The 18825-nt window shown below is 44.0% G+C and carries 13 protein-coding genes and 4 tRNA genes; 7 read left to right on the forward strand and 10 right to left on the reverse strand.

Annotated features, from left to right (window positions below; all coding sequences use genetic code 11):
- Window positions 1-112: 112 nt before the first annotated feature.
- The 4 genes from THIAE_RS05545 to THIAE_RS05560 are packed head-to-tail and all read left to right on the forward strand — an operon-like array spanning window position 113 to window position 3591.
- Entirely contained in the window at window positions 113-1060 is a 948-nt protein-coding gene (locus tag THIAE_RS05545) for a metal ABC transporter solute-binding protein, Zn/Mn family (RefSeq protein WP_006460423.1), read from the forward strand.
- Entirely contained in the window at window positions 1057-1818 is a 762-nt protein-coding gene (locus THIAE_RS05550) for a metal ABC transporter ATP-binding protein (RefSeq protein ID WP_006460424.1), read from the forward strand. Before THIAE_RS05545 ends, THIAE_RS05550 begins: the two co-directional genes overlap by 4 nt.
- Window positions 1815-2675, forward strand: coding sequence for a metal ABC transporter permease (locus THIAE_RS05555; RefSeq protein ID WP_006460425.1), 861 nt, complete (start codon window positions 1815-1817; stop codon window positions 2673-2675). The genes THIAE_RS05550 and THIAE_RS05555 overlap by 4 nt, the downstream gene beginning before the upstream one ends.
- Entirely contained in the window at window positions 2668-3591 is a 924-nt protein-coding gene (locus THIAE_RS05560; RefSeq protein ID WP_006460426.1) for a metal ABC transporter permease, read from the forward strand. Before THIAE_RS05555 ends, THIAE_RS05560 begins: the two co-directional genes overlap by 8 nt.
- Here THIAE_RS05560 and THIAE_RS10730 read toward each other — a convergent pair.
- Window positions 3517-3771, reverse strand: coding sequence for a hypothetical protein (locus THIAE_RS10730; RefSeq protein ID WP_006460427.1), 255 nt, complete (start codon window positions 3769-3771; stop codon window positions 3517-3519). The two genes, THIAE_RS05560 and THIAE_RS10730, sit on opposite strands and share 75 nt — an antisense overlap.
- Before the next feature lie 64 nt (window positions 3772-3835).
- On the opposite strand from THIAE_RS10730, the gene THIAE_RS05565 reads away from it, so the two are divergent.
- A complete protein-coding gene (locus THIAE_RS05565) occupies window positions 3836-4612 on the forward strand; it encodes a hypothetical protein (protein ID WP_006460428.1) in 777 nt (258 codons plus the stop codon).
- Between the two features lie 107 nt (window positions 4613-4719).
- Here the strand turns inward: THIAE_RS05565 and acnB are convergent, their stop codons facing one another.
- Window positions 4720-7293: a bifunctional aconitate hydratase 2/2-methylisocitrate dehydratase gene (gene acnB, locus THIAE_RS05570; RefSeq protein WP_006460429.1), complete on the reverse strand. Its 2574-nt coding sequence runs from the start codon at window positions 7291-7293 to the stop codon at window positions 4720-4722.
- Window positions 7294-7439: 146 nt separating this feature from the next.
- Here acnB and purB point away from each other — a divergent pair, with 146 nt between their 5' ends.
- Both purB and THIAE_RS05580 read left to right on the forward strand, forming a co-directional pair.
- Window positions 7440-8861 carry an adenylosuccinate lyase gene (gene purB / locus THIAE_RS05575; RefSeq protein ID WP_006460430.1) on the forward strand — a complete coding sequence of 474 codons (1422 nt, stop codon included), beginning with the start codon at window positions 7440-7442 and terminating at the stop codon, window positions 8859-8861.
- Window position 8862: 1 nt separating this feature from the next.
- Complete coding sequence (locus THIAE_RS05580; RefSeq protein ID WP_006460431.1) at window positions 8863-10104, forward strand: cupin domain-containing protein; 1242 nt, start codon at window positions 8863-8865, stop codon at window positions 10102-10104.
- Here the strand turns inward: THIAE_RS05580 and THIAE_RS05585 are convergent.
- The 8 genes from THIAE_RS05585 to lon form a co-directional block, all read right to left on the reverse strand.
- Window positions 10101-10655, reverse strand: coding sequence for a hypothetical protein (locus tag THIAE_RS05585; protein WP_006460432.1), 555 nt, complete (start codon window positions 10653-10655; stop codon window positions 10101-10103). The genes THIAE_RS05580 and THIAE_RS05585 overlap by 4 nt on opposite strands.
- Window positions 10652-12874, reverse strand: coding sequence for a putative bifunctional diguanylate cyclase/phosphodiesterase (locus THIAE_RS05590; RefSeq protein WP_084332761.1), 2223 nt, complete (start codon window positions 12872-12874; stop codon window positions 10652-10654). The genes THIAE_RS05585 and THIAE_RS05590 overlap by 4 nt, the downstream gene beginning before the upstream one ends.
- Window positions 12861-15749: a chemotaxis protein CheB gene (locus tag THIAE_RS05595; protein ID WP_006460434.1), complete on the reverse strand. Its 2889-nt coding sequence runs from the start codon at window positions 15747-15749 to the stop codon at window positions 12861-12863. The genes THIAE_RS05590 and THIAE_RS05595 overlap by 14 nt, the downstream gene beginning before the upstream one ends.
- Window positions 15750-15891: 142 nt before the next feature.
- Window positions 15892-15968, reverse strand: a tRNA-Asp gene (locus tag THIAE_RS05600).
- Window positions 15969-15975: 7 nt separating this feature from the next.
- Window positions 15976-16051 (reverse strand) — tRNA-Val (locus THIAE_RS05605).
- A gap of 100 nt (window positions 16052-16151) precedes the next feature.
- Window positions 16152-16228, reverse strand: a tRNA-Asp gene (locus tag THIAE_RS05610).
- A gap of 6 nt (window positions 16229-16234) precedes the next feature.
- Window positions 16235-16310, reverse strand: a tRNA-Val gene (locus tag THIAE_RS05615).
- 104 nt (window positions 16311-16414) lie between these two features.
- Window positions 16415-18823, reverse strand: coding sequence for an endopeptidase La (gene lon, locus THIAE_RS05620; protein ID WP_006460435.1), 2409 nt, complete (start codon window positions 18821-18823; stop codon window positions 16415-16417).
- Window positions 18824-18825 lie beyond the last annotated feature (2 nt).

Genomic DNA, 18825 nt, shown 5'->3' on the forward strand with positions numbered 1-18825 from the left:
ACAAACACAGCCTTATTTTGCCCTATTTTGACGCAAAAATCCCCAGATTAGACGATATATTTTTAACAAAATCAGCTAGACCCTAAAAAGAACTTAGGCTAGACTAATCTTTATGGAAAGCTTTTCACAAACAACGACTTCTGTCATCCGTAACTTCAGCAAATGGCCCACACTCATTTTAAGTGTCATGCTTTTTGTTTTTGTTTCTTTTACATCGGCACAAGCTGCTCACTCTAAACCCCTCGTGGTGAGTAGCACCACCATGATTACGGATCTCGTTAACCAAATTGGCGCCGACCTAATTGAATCCAAAGGTTTAATGGGGCCTGGAATAGACCCACATTACTACCGAGCCACCTTTAATGATATGCGCCTATTACGCCGTGCCGACTTGGTTTTTTATAATGGCTTAGGTTTAGAAGGCCGAATGGCACAGGTTTTTTACAATCTAAGTGCACTCAAACCCACTGTTGCGTTAGGTGAACAACTTGATCCCCAACAACTCTTAGTTATCAACGGGGTGGTTGATCCACATATTTGGCTCAGCGTGCCCCTTTGGCATAAGGTAGCTGAAGAGGTCAAAACCCAACTGATTGCACACTTTCCTGAACATCAATTTACCTTTGAACAAAATTTCGCCAAGCTTGCGGGTGAATTAAATGAACTGCATGACTGGGTGTTAAATGAAGTAGCTCAATTACCTGATGAGCGGCGCAAATTAGTAACGGCACATGATGCATTCGGTTATTATGGACAAACCTATGATCTAGAAGTGATTGCTATTCAAGGACTCAATACCGAAGTTGAGTTTGGTTTGGCTGCATTACAACGAGTTAAGCAAATTGTCACTGAATATCACATACCCGCGGTATTTGCTGAAAGCACCTTACCCACTCGCTCAGTTAACGCACTGATCAATGGCCTTGCCGCTGAAGGCTATCAACTTAAACTGGGGGGTGAGTTATTGTCCGATGCGCTAGCTGTGGCTGGCCAACCTGGCGATACCTACCAATCGATGATTAGATACAATACCCTCACCATTATTGATGCATTAAGATGAATACTGATAAAGCAGCAGTCCTGCTAAATTTACAAAACTATAGCGTTAGGCTGAATCAAAAAACTATCTTAGCCCCCATGTCCTTGAGCCTACCTGGGCAACAAAAAATCGCGGTTATTGGTCCAAATGGTGCCGGTAAATCAACACTCTTAAAGGCTTTGATGGGATTGATTCCTAGCCAAGGGCAAGCGCTGTTTTGGGGGCAACCTTTAGCCAAAATCCAACCACGAATCGCTTACGTACCTCAACGCGAAGAAGTGGATTGGAATTTTCCAATTAATGCTTATGATCTCGTCTTAATGGGGCGCCAAGGCCAGCTCAAGTTCTGGCAACGTCCGACACCCCATGACCACCAGCTAGTCGCCGAAAACATTGAGCGCGTTGGCCTATCCCACTTGATAAAAGAACCGATCAGTCATTTATCCGGCGGTCAAAAACAGCGCTTATTCGTTGCGCGCGCATTATGCCAACAAGCCGACCTCCTCCTGATGGATGAGCCTTTTGCCGGTGTCGATCAAGTCAGTGAAAATATTATCTTTGCCTTGTTTGATGAACTGATCGCACAGGGTAAAACGATTATCTGTGTACACCATGACCTGGCTCGCATCCCTAGTCACTTTGACTGGGTCGTGCAACTTAATCAGGGATTGGTTGCGTCAGGCTCGGTGAGTGAAAGTTTTAACCCAACCAATCTTGCCAAAACCTTTCCGCACTTTTGGCCAGACTTTAACGCCACAACACAGCCAGCCGCAAGATGACCAGTCTAGTGCTCAACGCCAATTTACTCTGGGTCATGTTCGGCACGCTGTTACTTGGTGTCACCGCCGCTGCGATTGGCGGCCTTGCGGTATTGCGCGCACGCGCGTTAATTGGTGATGTATTAGCCCATGCCGCCATCCCAGGCGTGATGATGGGCGTTATACTGATGGGCAGTTTGTCACCACTACTATTGGTGGTGTTTGCACTATTTACCGGTATGCTAGCCTATCACCTGATTCACACCCTTACCCAACACACAAAATTACGCTCAGATACCGCGATGGCCATCATCCTTGCCACCTTCTTTGCACTGGGGATGTTATTACTCTCCTACATTCAAGCGCAACACTGGCCCAATACCGCTGGACTTGATCGTATTTTATTTGGTCAGGCGGCGGCGATTACCCGTGCAGAATTGCTCCAACTCCTTGCACTTTCATTGTTTACCCTGCTCTATCTGGTGATTTTTTTCCCACGTCTCAAGTTAATTTTATTCAATCCGAATTATGCCAAAAGTCTTGGCATGCCCGTGGCACGTGAAGAGTTTTTATTCGCCCTAGTATTGGTGATGGTGGTCGTGGTAGGTATGCACATTGTCGGCGCGATTCTGATGGCAGGCGCACTGCTGATTCCGATTACCATTATGCGCTTATGGCCACTTGGACTCGGACTGATGCTCAGCCTAGCGGCCATGCTAGCCGCCATCGCTGCGGTCAGCAGTAGTCTTCTCTCGCTCTGGGTAGAGCAAAGTCCAACAGGCCCTTGGATGATTGTGATACTCGGTGTTTTTTTTATCCTATCTTGGCTGAGTTATCAGGCTTATCAGCGTCTCGCCCGGAGCGCTAACCATGTATGAGCTATGGATTGTCATTACCGCGGCTTTGACCGCCGTGAGTTGTGCGCTAGTAGGTAGCTTACTCATACTTCGTCGCATGGCGATGCTTGGCGATGCCATCAGCCATTCAGTACTATTAGGTATTGTCATCAGTTACCTCCTATTTGATACCCTAGCGCTGCCTGCATTACTATTAGGGGCATTATTCGCAGGCCTGCTGACCGCCTGGTTGAGTACAGCAATCAGTCAACGGTCGATCATCCAGCCCGATGCCAGCTTGGGCTTGGTGTTTATTTGGATGTTTGCGCTGGCCCTGGTCTTAATCGCCCTGTTTGCTGATCGAGTCCACCTTGATCACCACCATGTCGTTTTTGGTGAAATGGCCTTTTTACCTTTTGAACGCTGGCGCTGGTTAGACTACGACTTAGGTCCTCGCGCATTTTGGATTGCACTGGCACTATTTGGATTAAATCTGAGCCTACTGATACTCGCATTTGATCGCTTGCAACTGACCAGTTTTGCGCCCGGTTTTGCGATAAGCCTTGGCGTGAGCGTTGGGTTTTGGCACTACTTATTGGTCAGTTTAGTATCGGTGACGGCAGTGGCGGCATTTGATTTAATGGGATCAATTCTGGTGGTCGCATTTTTAGTTATTCCAGGCGCAACAGCTTATTTGATTAGTCAACGACTCAAACCACTGCTATGGCTGGCCAGTGTCTATGCCATTGCCGCGGTTATCTTAGGATTTGGTTTAGCCTGGTGGCTAGACACCGCTCTATCGGCGGCCATGGCCTTTATGAGCGGTTTATTATTCGTATTGACCCTGCTTATCCAACGCATTCGGCAGGTACAACAATCCAAACTACCGCATCATTTTAGCTTGAATCAACTCGATGCTGGGGAAGCTAAACACATACATCACCGCAAACACGACTAAAAACACCAAGCGTAACGCTCCGGTTAAGCGCAATACAGGGTGACTCACAATAATAAACGCAACGGCGCTCACTAGCGCACTCCAAGCCAACAAAGTGAGGGCGACTAAACCGGCAAAGGCACCCAAGCCCATCATGTAATAATGCCAGGTAAATTTTGGTTTTGGCGTATGGCTCGACATTGTAACTCCCTGTCTAGATGTTTAAACTAGCGCCTATTGTAAAACATTCATTAAGGAACCAGCGATGAATCAACTTAACCTTCAAGATATTATTGTTATTGGCTTAGGTGAACTCGGCAGTGTTTTTGCGCGCGGTGCACTCAAACTAGGTTATCGTGTTACCCCGGTACTACGCCATAGCAATCTTACAGACATCGCAGAATCAACACTGCCCGTAGCGGTGATTGTATGCGTCGGAGAACAAGATCTATCTAGCACCCTAACAAACTTGCCCACAGCATGGCATGACAAATTAGTGCTCATCCAAAACGAACTCTTACCAAAAGACTTCCAGAAGGTCACACCCGATGCGACGGTCATTTCCGTCTGGTTTGAAAAGAAAAAGGGCATGGATTCAAAAGTAGTGCAAAGCTCACCGGTGTATGGCAAACAGGCGCAGTTAATTACTGAATTGCTCGCTAGCCTAGACCTACCCGCCTATGCCTTAGCCAGTGCAGATGAATTAGAATATCAATTGGCGCTCAAAAACGTCTATATCCTTAGTACCAATATAGCAGGCCTGGTTGTTGGCGGCGACGTTAACGAATTGGCTCAAACTCACCGCGATTTACTCTCAGCCGTGGTGACCGATGTGATGGCACTGCAACAAGCCCAAATTGTTCAGACACTTGATGCAGATAAGGTGATGAACGATTTACTGCTAGCCTTTAAAGGCGACCCAGCACACAAGTGCATGGGGCGTTCAGCACCGGCACGTTTAGCCCGCGCCTTAACACAAGGACAAGCCTTAGGCTTGGAGCTACCTACCCTCAACAAGATTGCATCGCAAACGCAAGCTTAATTCTAAAACCACGCAGCATAAAAAAAACCCCGACACAGTCACTATGCCGGGGTTGTTTGGTTTGGTTGCTTGTTTTGGGTGCTAACTGGGTCGTTAAATGACTAAAACTACGCCACAGCGACCGCAATATCCGCTAGTTTTTCAGGCGACTTAATTTCATAATCCGCCATTTCATCAAACTGCAAATAACGATACACATCATCCGCCATCGTATCCAACTTGCCAACCTGAGCAAGATACTCCTCGACGGTTGGGATTTTGCCGGTCGCGGCAATCACGGCAGCCAGTTCCGCTGAACCTAAATAAACATTGGCACCATTACCTAATCTATTTGGGAAGTTACGGGTTGAGGTTGAAAACACCGTTGCGCCATCTTCGACACGGGCTTGGTTACCCATGCATAATGAACAACCTGGCATTTCAGTTCGCGCCCCTGTGCGGCCAAAAATACTGTAATACCCCTCTTCAATCAACTGACGCTCGTCCATTTTAGTGGGCGGTGCAATCCATAACTTTGTGGGCACGGCGCCTTTTAGGGTTTCTAAAACCTTACCAGCGGCACGATAATGGCCAATATTAGTCATACAAGAACCAATAAAGACTTCGTCAATTTTATCACCGGCAACCGCTGATAATAATTTCACATCATCTGGGTCATTCGGGCAGGCCACAATTGGCTCTAAAATTTTGTCTAAGTCAATTTCAATGATTTCGGCATACTCTGCATCGGCATCCGCTTCAAGTAATACAGGGTTATCAATCCAAGCTTGCATTTCATCACGACGACGCAACAAAGTGCGCGCATCCTTATAACCGTTTTCAACCATCCACTCTATCAAACGAATATTCGATTTTAAGAACTCAATAATCGGCTCTTGACCCAACTTGACCACGCAGCCATTAGCCGAACGCTCAGCTGAAGCATCGGATAATTCAAAGGCCTGTTCAACTTTCAAATTTGGCAAGCCTTCGATTTCCAAAACGCGACCATTAAAGACGTTTTTCTTACCTTTTTTCTCAACGGTTAGCAAGCCTTGCTGAATCGCTTGATAAGGGATGGCATTAACTAAGTCGCGAAGAGTAATGCCCGGTTGCATTTCACCTTTAAAGCGTACCAACACCGACTCCGGCATATTCAAAGGCATGACCCCCAGGGTCGCGCCGAATGCCACTAAGCCTGACCCCGCTGGAAACGAAATACCTATTGGAAAACGTGTATGTGAATCGCCGCCCGTACCAACGGTATCAGGCAATAGCATACGGTTAAGCCAAGAGTGAATAACGCCATCACCCGGGCGTAAAGACACACCACCACGACTCGTCATAAAATCAGGCAAACTGTGCTGTAGTTTAATATCAACTGGTTTAGGGTAAGCAGCTGTATGACAGAAAGATTGCAACACGAAATCAGCACTAAAACCTAAACACGCCAATTCTTTCATTTCATCGCGGGTCATTGCACCCGTAGTATCTTGTGAACCAACGGTAGTCATATGCGGTTCACAATAGGTACCAGGACGTACACCTTGCACACCACAGGCCTGACCAACCATTTTCTGCGCTAGGGTATAGCCTTTGGTAGACGTGTCTTCGTCTGTCGGGCGGATAAATAAATCACTCGGTGACAAGCCCATCGCTCGACGTGACTTATCAGTTAGTCCGCGACCAATGATGAGGGGCACTCGCCCGCCGGCACGCACTTCATCAGGCATGGTAATCGGCTCAAGTTTGAACTCACTAATCACCTCACCCGCTTCATTGGTGATTTTGCCCGCATAAGGATGAATAGTTATCACATCACCCATGCTCATCTTAGTGACATCACATTCAATCGGTAACGAGCCTGAATCTTCGGCCGTGTTAAAGAAAATTGGCGCAATTTTGCCACCCAAGACCACGCCACCTTGACGCTTATTGGGTACATAAGGAATATCATCCCCAAACCACCACATCACCGAATTCATAGCAGACTTACGTGATGATCCGGTACCCACTACATCACCTACATAAGCAACTGGATGCCCTTTTGCTTTTAACTGATCAATTAAAGCAGGCACATCATCCATGCGCGCGGCCAACATCTCTTTGGCGTGAAGTGGAATGTCGGGGCGTGACCAGGCCGCCGTCGCCGGTGATAAATCATCGGTATTGGTTTCACCATCAACCTTAAACACCGTCACGGTAATTTGTTCCGGCATCTTAGGTTTGGCGGTAAACCATTCACCGGCACACCAGGCATCTACTACTTTTTTAGCATTAGCATTATTGTCAGCTTTCGCAATCACATCATGATAGGCATCATAAACCAATAGCGTTTTAGACAGGGCTGCCACCGCATTTTCAGCTACATCAGCTAAAGGACTGTCTAACAATTCAATCAGCGGCTGAACATTGTATCCACCCAGCATGGTGCCCAATAAAAAAGTTGCATGAGCTGGCGAAATCACCGGCACGGTTACGCGCTGCTGCGCCACATCAGCTAAGAAACTTGCTTTAACATAGGCCGCCTCATCTACACCTGGCGGAACACGATGCGTTAACAATTCAAGTAGCGCATCCACATCACCCGAATTAGTCTTAATCAGTTCAATCAGTTCCGCAGTTTGTTTAGCATCCAGTGGTAAGGGGGGTACGCCCTCAGCAGCGCGCTCTTGAACATGGTGTTGGTAAGCTTCTAACATGATTTCTCTCCAAATAGGCGACCAGCGCGTCCAAAACAGACAAAGACCTGCTTGGATACGGCTTAGCCAAGTCACGATAAATAAATTTAATATATAATATCACGATTTAGTCTTCATTTTTTTATCGAACTTGCAAGGAATCCGCTATGTCTCAAGCTATTCAGCCCACTCTCGCCCTATCAGAATTAACCGCCATCTCACCCATTGATGGTCGGTATGGCGCGCGTTTAAACGGTTTAAAAGCCATTTTCAGTGAATTTGGTTTAATCAAAAATCGGGTTAGAGTTGAAGTAGCTTGGTTAAAGATGTTAGCGAACCACCCGGCCATTCCAGAAGTGCCTAATCTAAGTGAAACGGCTAAAGCACACCTAAATTTATTGGTGAGTGACTTTAGTCTTGATATGGCGCAACGTGTTAAGGATATTGAGCGTACCACTAACCATGACGTTAAAGCAGTCGAATACTTGATTAAAGAGCATATGGCAAGTCACACTGAGCTGGCCGCCGTAAGTGAGTTTGTGCATTTTGCCTGCACCTCTGAGGATATTAACAACCTAGCCTATGCCCTGATGCTTAAAGAAGCACGCGAGCAGCACCTTGTGCCACAGATGCAACAGGTTATTGACGAAATCGCTCGTCAGGCCATGACGATGGCACATATCCCCATGCTATCACGCACCCATGGCCAGCCTGCGTCACCTACTACCGTCGGTAAAGAATTCGCCAACGTAGCCTACCGCCTACAGCGTCAAACCAAACAACTGATGCAAGTGCAGATTATGGGCAAAATTAATGGTGCAACTGGCAACTACAACGCGCATCTTTCCGCCTACCCCGATATTAATTGGTACGAACTCAGTGAGCAATTCGTTAACAATCTTGGCTTAGCTTGGAACCCTTATACTATTCAAATTGAACCCCATGACTACATTGCGGAATATTTCCATGCAGTGAGTCGTTTTAATACCATTTTGATTGACTTTGATCGTGATGTTTGGGGCTATATCGCCCTAGGCTTTTTCAAACAAAAAACAGTTGCCGGAGAAATTGGTTCATCAACGATGCCGCACAAAGTCAACCCTATTGACTTTGAAAACTCTGAAGGCAACCTGGGGTTAGCCAATGCCATTTTTGAGCATTTAGCGCAAAAACTGCCGATTTCACGCTGGCAGCGTGACCTAACTGACTCAACGGTATTGCGTAACTTAGGGGTCGGCGTAGCGCACACAAGTATTGCCATCGCCGCTACCCTTAAAGGTCTTGGCAAACTTGAAGTGAATGAAGCCAAATTAGCCCAAGACCTAGACGATAACTGGGAAGTCTTGGCTGAAGCCATTCAAACCGTTATGCGCCGCTATGGTATTGAACAGCCTTATGAAAAACTCAAAGAGCTTACTCGCGGACGCCGAGTTAACTCACAAATTATGCAAGAATTTGTCGATCGTTTAGATCTACCCAGTGATGCCAAAAAAGCTCTGCGCGACATGACCCCTGCCAGCTATATTGGTAATGCGGCTCGCCAAGCAGAAACAATTGAATTGGCCCTTAGCATTTTAAAAGGTCGTTAAGATGATTCATTTTGGCAGCATTGACCAGGCCTGCTTTTTACGGGAATATTGGCAAAAAAAACCTCTACTGATAAAACAAGCCTTACCCCATTTTATCAGCCCGATTGCCCCTGAAGAGTTAGCAGGCCTGGCGCTAGAAGAAGGGATTGAAAGTCGCCTAGTGATTCAACAAGGCGCACAAGATTATCAATTACGCCATGGTCCGTTTACCGAGCAGGACTTTATGCAACTGCCGGAACAAAATTGGACGCTATTGGTTCAAGGGATGGATAAGCTTATTCCTGAGATTCATCAACTACTGACTGAATTTGATTTTATTCCGCGTTGGCGACTCGATGACGTGATGATCAGCTATGCGAGCAAAGGCGGCAATGTCGGGCCTCACTATGATCACTATGATGTGTTTTTGTTACAGGCTGCCGGCACTCGTCGCTGGCAGATCACCTCGCAAGACTGTCATCCAGAGAACTATTTAAGTGATGTAGCCTTGCGCTTAATGCAAGAATTTAAGGTTGAAGATGAATGGGTTTTAGAGCCGGGAGATATGCTATACCTTCCGCCTAAATGGGGGCATCATGGTGTTGCGTTAGATAGTGAATGCATGACCTTTTCTGTCGGTTATCGGAGTTATAAAGCGCAAGAGTTGTGGGATAGCTTTGGTGATTACCTAGCAGAGCAAACCCAAGACTCGACCAAGAGTTTGACTAACAACCTTGCACAGGCCATTTATCAAGATCCCAACTGGCAAAATACCAAGCCTGGAGAAGTGCCTGATAGCGCATGGCAACATGCACAACAACAACTTCTTGCCTTAGCACAAGATGATCGCGCTATGCAGGCCTGGTTTGGTCGCTTTGCCACACAACTTGATGAGCAATCTCATCAACAACTACCTGACCCACTCACGCCAGAAGAGCAGGCCGACATTAATCAATTTCAACAAGCCTTAACACAAGCTGAGCGTCTTGAACGTGATCCTGTCTGCCGTTTTGCTTATAGTCGTCATCCTGAAACGGGACAGGTCACGCTGTTTATCAATGGCAGTGCATGGCCTGTAGGTGACGATATGGGTGCTGGCGTACTCATGGAACTGGCCAATCAACCCTTCTACACTAGCGAACAATTAATTCGTTGGGCCAAGCAACGCCCAGTTACTCAATTACTCTATGAGCTTTGGTGTTTACAATATGTCGTTTTTCCAGACCAGGAAGAACAAGCAGAGTGTTATGAGGGTGAGGCTTAAGACTTATGGGTCCAGTTTGCTTGAGTACAAGCTGGACAGACACTATGAATGACAGCAATATTCTGTGCAGTGTGACTAACTAATCTTTCTGGTTCAAACCATTCTTTTTCTCCAACACGCCGCAACTTATTACAAAAACTACAGCGAACAAGTCCAGAGTGCTTTTTTGGTCGATTATCTACTCGCTCAACGATATCTAGACGATTGACAAACGCTTCCACTTTTAACAGTAAGTGATTCATTAATACTGAACCATTTTGCAGAGGTACTAGTTCAAGTTCCATAAATCGCTTATGGGTTGGTGAATCACAACGATAGGGCCTCGTAATGACTTTTTTAGACACCCGACATAGTTGAATACAGCTTTCCACATACATTTTTGTAGAGTCATTACGAATAAATATACTCAAGGGTTGACCAATTAAATGACTAGAATCAAGCGCTTTTTTAGTGACCTCATCTAAATTATCAAGCCAATTTGACGATAAACTTTCAATCAGACCATTACGATTTACAACTATGGATAACGAGGAAGAACTCTCATTACTCATGCAAAACCTATATCGGGTCGCCCCAGTAAATAACCCTGAATATAGTTTACACCTTGATCCTTCAACCAATCAAATTGCTCTTGCGTCTCAACCCCTTCCGCCACAACCTGTAGGTTAAAAGCACGAGCCATAGCAAGCATCGCCGAAATAAGCAATTGACTTGAAACATGCTTGCCGATATCCATCACAAAACTGCGATCAATTTTTAACACATCAATAGGTAAATCTCGTAACATCGACAAAGAAGCATAGCCTGTACCAAAGTCATCCAACATAATTTTGGCTCCCATAGACTGCAACTGTATCAAATGACGTCTAACTTGTTCTAGGTTCTGCATAGTAGCCGTTTCAGTCACTTCAAAATAAAAACGATCTAAATTTAAACCATGCTCTGCTGCGATAGACTGCAACTTATCACACAGTTTGAGATCAAAAAACTGAATAACTGATAAATTGACGGTAACTTTAATTTGAGACCGTCGAGCTTCAGAGAGCCTACTAATATCACGACATATTAATCGAAATATAATCAGACCTAACTCACTTATCAGACCATGCTGCTCAGCTAGTTCAATGAAGTGTGACACATAAATATCACCATTTTTGGGTCTTAGCAGGGCTTCATAATGGGCAGCCGTCTGTTGATCGTGAATAGAAAAAATGGGTTGATACGCCATATTTAAATGTTCTTGAGGCGAAGCTAAGGCGTGTCTAACATAGTTTAAAGTTATATTCGATTTCAACATACTCGCTTCATGTTCAAAACTAAAAAACTTAAACTTGTTTCTACCTTCATGTTTTGCACTATACATCGCAGCATCAGCCCGCCGCATCAAATCTTCAACGTTATCACCATGTAGGGGTGCGAAAGCAACCCCTAATGAGGCTGAAAGATGATGTCTAGATTTATTTGTTATGAAAGGCTGTTCTAAAACACGCAAAAGATCTTTTGCTAAAACCATTACTGAGTCCCGTGACGCATTTTCTTTGATCAGCAACACAAACTCATCGCCACCAATTCTCGAGGCCATATCACTATCACTGATCAGTGATATGATGCGCTGAGCGGCCTCTTTTAATACTCTATCACCCTCGGCATGGCCAAAAGTATCGTTAATATTTTTAAACTTATCTAAATCTATAAATATAAGTGCTATCTGGTACTCTGGTGTAGCTTGCATGTAATGCAAGCAGGCTTCTAAACTCTGATTTAATAATTGTCTGTTTGGAAGACTGGTGAGCGCATCATAAAATGCAAGTCGATCCAATTGTGTTTGATGTGCTTTTCTTTCCGTAATATCAGAAAACAATGCCACATAAAAAAACTTACCAGTAAATTTATCGTGGATACGGCTAATCTGCAGCCACTCTGGAAAAATCTCACCTGACTTGCGTTTATTCCATACTTCACCAGCCCACCAACCATGATGTTCTATTTCACGCCACATCCGGTCATAAAATGCTGGTGAGTGTCTTCCGGAGTGCAATATTTTAGGCGTTGCATTTAGCACATCATCGTGGTTGAAGCCGGTAATTTCAATAAAAGCTTGATTAACCTTAACAATTCGCCCTTCATGATCAGTAACCATTAAGCCTTCATGCATTTGTTCAATAATTGCATTAGAAAGTTGCAATGAATTTTTAGACAAAGACACAAAGTCAACTAAGTTAATTAGCATCAAGTAATGGATTGTACTGTCATTAATCTCACCTGCAACAGGCTTAATTAAAAAAGTAAAACTCGTACCCGAAGTAAAGTGTAATACCTCATTATTTGCGAGCTTATTAATACTTGATCCTAATTTCTTTATAAATTTTATAAAATCATATCTACTAACTTTATTTAGAAAGGATCTAAAGTTTTTATTTACCGGGTCATGACTTACTTCAGAGACTAAGTTTAAAAAAGAGTCATTACAATCCATAATAATTGCATGATTATCAATAATAAGCATTGGACTAGGTGAGTCTTTGTAGCAAAGATCCCAATCAGACTGATTCGTTAAACTATTACTCGACTCATCAAACTCAATCTCATAATTGATCAATTCAATTTCGGCTTCTAGTTCATTTACACGATGACCAAGCTCGGAAGATATTTTGGTCAGTTTTTGTAATTCATGCTGTAACAACTGGTTTTCGTTTTTGAACGCATCTAAATCTTGCAACAGTTCCGATGAAGAAGTTGATTCAGAAACTAAATATCTAGTATTCATCATCTCGCTCCAACCTTTTAATGTAACCTAGAAAGTGTTTTTGGGCATTAATCCATGTCTCCTCAACTCTCAAACTGAGTAACACTCTTTCACCGGATTTCGCTAAGCCAGACACTTCTCGCCATGACCCAATTAACCCGCTAGTTCTGCCAGATAAATACTCGCGTAAATAACCGTCATGATGACTTGCATAGGGATCAGGCATAATCATCTTAATATTCTGATGCATTATGTCAGCTGGCTCATACCCCAAAATTTTGCTAATTTGATTATTCGCAAATGTAACTATACCCAATTCGTCAATCACGATTAAGGCAAAAGGTAAATAGTCTCCAAGATGGACAAGCACACTATGGGAATCTATAGCAGGGTCATGTTTAGCCGTATGATTCTCCTGCTCAAAAAACATCATCACACCAACACTTTTATCGTCATTTTCTTTATAAGCAACCAGTCGTACAAAATAAACTAACGCACCCCTTCTGACCTTAATACTGACCTCGGTTTCCAACTCAATAACATTCAACAATTCCTGCCTTAAATTGGGAATATCCATCTTTAAGTTAATAGTTGTTAAGGCCTGACCAATATCATCAAATCGCAATCCTAGAACTTGACCAGCCAGTTTGGTGTAACGTTGTAGCCTGAGTCTGTTATCAATTAAAACTACAACTTCATTAATATTTTCCAACATCGATTGCAGGTCATTATTCACCTGCTCAAGCTCATATGACTTTACTTCAAGTTCTTGGTTAACAGTAGACAACTCTTCGTTAGTGGATTGCAACTCTTCATTAGCTGTTTGCAATTCTTCATTGGCCGACTGTAACTCTTCATTGGCCGACTGTAATTCCTCGTTGGTTGATTGCAACTCTTCGTTTGTTGTCTCCAACTCCTCAATAGAGGTTTGTAGCCTTGCCTTGAAAACTGTTATCTCATTGGACAAGCTATTAGTATTTTTTAAGAATTCGTCGGGATTAGCCTGATCACTCAGAAACGCATCTTTTAAATCAACTTCTGTAAAGCTGATTAGAAAAAAAGGTTGATTATCATCTTCAACTCCATCCACCCGTTTTATCTTAATAAACAAAGCATGATTGACTTGAGCCTCTTGAAAAAATAGTGACTGACTAGAAGCGATACCTTGCCTTTTTGCTTTTTGAAGTAAAGCACGAATATCCATTTTTAAATCATCGCGGATTAAGGTAAATAAATTGGTATCAATTCGACCCTGAGGAAAAACTAGATATGACGACATATCTCCACGCATATGAAGTATTTGACCAGATTCATCCGTTGCTATCACTGAAGGCAACATTTCATTGAGCAATAGGCTTTCAATTTTCGCCAAATAGTTATGCTTCGCAACAAACATAGTTGGCTTAGTATTTATCTTCTTGTTCGAATAGCTAGACTTTGCTGTCTGGACAGGGCTTTTTACACGAGTATGTTTGCGCACAAATAATTGTGATTTTGGGACTAAAACATCAAACAAATCCGGTGAAGTGGCAGTCGCAGACTCTGACTTGCCAAGAAATAATACACCTTTGGTCTTTAACGAGAAATGAAATGCACTCAATACCTGTTTTTGTAAATCATTAGAAAAATATATCAACAGGTTACGACAACTAATCAAATCTAGCTTTGAAAAAGGAGGGTCCATAACTAGATTTTGGCGTGCAAAGACCATGGGCTCTCTGATGAACTTTTGAATAAAAAAGAGACCATCTCTTTCAACAAAATATTGCTTAATCTGTTCCTGAGACAGGTTTTTAATTTGTCCAAGAGTAAATTGCCCTTTACGGGCAAAGCTTAAACTAGTTTCATCAATATCGGTTGCAAAAATCTGATAATTGACATTTTTCCCCAATCTAAGTTTTGCTTCATGAAACAGTATCGAAATCGAATAAGCTTCTTCTCCTCCAGCACAACCTGGAACCCAAACGCGAATATGATCACCAATCTGGTGATCTGATACCATCTTATCAATCACTGTCTTTAAATCAGCAAATGCTTCAGCATCCCTAAAAAAATCGGTTACTGATATTAATAGATCTTTATAGAAACTCTCCACTTCGCTACCAGAGCCGGCAAGAAGGGTTATATAATCATCTAAGGTCAATAATTTATGTACAGCCATCCGTCTTGCAATACGACGCTGAATAGTTTTAAGCTTATAGCCGCTAAAATCATAGCCTGTTTGATCTAAAACCCGCTGAAAAATTTTCTGCAATGACGTTTTTGCTTTTGAATGGCTTACCTTTAATAAAGTCTGCCCTGCTGACTCTAGATACCCAGCAATTTCTTTTGGCATCAAAGCAGGCTCTAGGATGTAATCCACAAAACCTGTTTCAATGGCGGCATTTGGCATACCAGAATATTTAGCAGACAGTTCAGATTGAGCAATAACCATACCTCCCGCTGCTTTTACCGCTGCGACACCTTGTGCACCGTCGCTACCTGTTCCGGAAAGTATAACTGCAACGACTTTATCAGCCAGATCCTCAGCCGCACTATGTAATAACAAATTAACTGATGGCTTAGGACCAATTTCTGCAGCTGGGAACAAACAAATATAGCCGTCTTGAATAACGGCATTATGGCCTGGCGAGACAACGTAAATACAATTGACGACAGGCTTAATATCTTCTGTAACTAATTTGACGGGTAAATCGGTAACCCTAGACAATATGTCACAGAGTATAGTGGGGTGTTTAGGATCTAGGTGTTGAGCAATAAGATATATAGAACTGGTATCCACCACGATATTTGATAAAAAATCTTTTAAGGCATCTAGTCCACCCGCTGACGCGCCAACAATAATCCAGGGAATCTTATTATCAAGCGATACATCCGGCCTTAATTGTTGAGTTGACATGTTTTATTACCCTATAGATTTTATTAACTATGTTAACAAAACAACTTAGATTATTTTTGAAATTTTAGACCTAGTCTATGAATTTTCTAAGTTTAAGGCAAAAAAAACGCGCTGGTCATAAAGACGCAGCGCGTTAAAAATATGGCGGAGCGGACGGGGCTCGAACCCGCGACCCCCGGCGTGACAGGCCGGTATTCTAACCAACTGAACTACCGCTCCAATTTTTTGGTGGGTGCTGAGGGGTTCGAACCCCCGACCCTCGCCTTGTAAGGGCGATGCTCTCCCAGCTGAGCTAAGCACCCGAATTTTTACTTGAGCGTACACTCAAATTTATAACTGACAGCATTATTAAAACTTGTCATCGTTTCAATAAAAAAGCTAGCATTGCTAGCTTTTAAAATATGGCGGAGCGGACGGGGCTCGAACCCGCGACCCCCGGCGTGACAGGCCGGTATTCTAACCAACTGAACTACCGCTCCAATTTTTGGTGGGTGCTGAGGGGTTCGAACCCCCGACCCTCGCCTTGTAAGGGCGATGCTCTCCCAGCTGAGCTAAGCACCCGTTTTCCGCGTGGTTAGTCGCGTTAAACAATGCGCGTATTATAAGGCGCTCATAGGGATTGTCAACCAATATAAAACTAAATTTAGTAAATTTTTAACCCAGTGTTAATGATGACTTGTTTTTACCGTACCATCAACCGTTTCATTAGCGACCACTGCGTCTGCGGCCGCCACTAAGGCATCATCTAAAGGTGTAGGTGCATAAGCCAAAGCCTCAGCCACCACCTCTTCAATCCACTGTACCGGCTTAATACTCAACGCATCGGTGATGTCTGCTGGAATCTCATCCAAGTCTCGCACGTTATCAATTGGAATCAACACGCGCTTAATTCCACCTCTTAACGCAGCCAAGAGCTTTTCTTTTAAGCCACCGATAGGTAACACCTCTCCACGCAGAGTAATTTCCCCTGTCATCGCAATATCAGCGCGCACGGGAATCTGCGTGAGGGCTGAAATAATCGCAGTACACACGGCAATACCGGCACTCGGTCCGTCTTTTTTAATCGCCCCTTCCGGAAAGTGCAAATGCAAATCCTGGGTTTCATAAAAATTCGCCGCCAAACCATAGTCTTTATAACGTGACCGAATCACACTCATCGCTGCACGCACCGACTCCGTCATCACACTTCCTAACTGACCAGTTGTTTCCAACTTGCCTTTACCGGTCATCGCAGTGGCTTCAATACGCAACAAATCACCACCTACACGCGTCCAAGCTAAACCGGTTACTTGACCAATACGATCTTGTTCTGACGCAAGGCCAAAGCGATACTTGGCAACACCCAAATAATCGGCTAAGTTGGCTTTTTCAACGACAATATGCGCTAACTTTTCAGTTAAGATGGCCTTAACTGCCTTACGACAGATTTTGGCAATCGCACGATCTAACGAGCGCACTCCTGCTTCACGGGTATAAGTCTGAATAATCGCGACCACCGCGTCTTCACTGATGGTTAATTCAGTCGCCTTCAAACCATGGTCTTTAAGCTGACGCGGGATAAGGTGATCAATCGCAATACGGATTTTTTCAAGCTCGGTATAACCGGCTAGATTAATCACCTCCATACGGTCCATTAAGGCTTCAGGAATATCCATCGAGTTTGAGGTGGCCACAAACATGACCTCTGACAAGTCATAATCCACCTCTAAATAATGGTCACTAAAATGACTATTCTGCTCTGGATCCAGCACTTCTAGTAATGCGCTAGCAGGATCACCGCGCATATCACGGCTCATTTTATCGACTTCATCCAATAGAAATAGAGGGTTTTTGGTTTTAACACTTGCCATTTTTTGAATGATTTTGCCCGGCAAGGCACCGATATAGGTGCGGCGATGTCCGCGAATTTCGGCCTCATCACGCACGCCGCCCAGTGCAACTCGCACATATTCACGATTCGTTGCTTGTGCAATCGAGCGCGCAAGCGTAGTTTTACCCACACCAGGTGGTCCAACCAAACACAAAATAGGCCCTTTCAGTTTTTTAACCCGCTGCTGTACCGCCAGGTATTCAATAATGCGTTCTTTAACACGCTCTAAACCAAAATGCTGAGCATCAAGTATAGCTTGGGATTTAACCAAATCTTTAGACACGCGGCTGCGTTTTGACCAAGGCAAACTCACCAACCAATCAAGATAGTTGCGAATAACATTCGCCTCGGCTGACTGGGCTTGCATTTGGCGCAGTTTTTTAAACTCTGATTGCGCTCGCTTAGCGACCACTTCGGGCATATTAGCGGCTTCAATTCTAGCTAGCAGGCCTGTTTGTGGATCTTCATCATCTTGATTCAATTCTTTATGGATCGCCTTGAGTTTTTCATTTAAGTAATACTCACGCTGGGTACGATCCATTTGCTTCTTAACCCGCATATTGATACGTTTTTCAGACTCAATGATATCGATATCTTCTTCAATGAAACCCAACAAGGCTTCGAGACGGTCGTTAATGGATACGTGACCTAATAGTTGCTGTTTTTTAGCAATACTCAGACTTAAGCTCACCGCGATTAAATCAACCAACTTGGCCGCATCTTTCGCTTTTTCAATACTTTCGCGCACTTCTGCAGGCAGTTTTTTCTTAATTTCCGCTAAATGAAAGAAACGCTCGACCAGCACAGATCTGAGTGGATGCGTCTCGGCATCAGGCCCAAGATCAGCCGGCAACGCACAAATATCCGCTTCTAAAAACTCACCTTCATTATGCAATTGCTCAAGGCTATAACGCTGCACCCCCTCAACCAGTACTTTGACAGTACCATCAGGTAACTTAAGCGTTTGAAGAATCGTGGCCAAGGTCCCTACTTCGTATAAATCACTTCGTGCGGGCTGGTCCTGTTCTGGATTTTTTTGCGCAATCAAAAACAACAAACGATCGCGCTTAAGTGCTTCATAAACCGCATTGATCGATTTTTCGCGGCCAACAAACAAGGGCATCACTGAACCCGGAAAAACCACTACATCGCGCAATGGCATAATCAGAACCCGCTTCGATTCCTTTGGTGCTAAGTGTTCCATGT

The sequence above is a fragment of the Thiomicrospira aerophila AL3 genome (genome assembly GCF_000227665.2).
Taxonomy (GTDB): domain Bacteria; phylum Pseudomonadota; class Gammaproteobacteria; order Thiomicrospirales; family Thiomicrospiraceae; genus Thiomicrospira; species Thiomicrospira aerophila.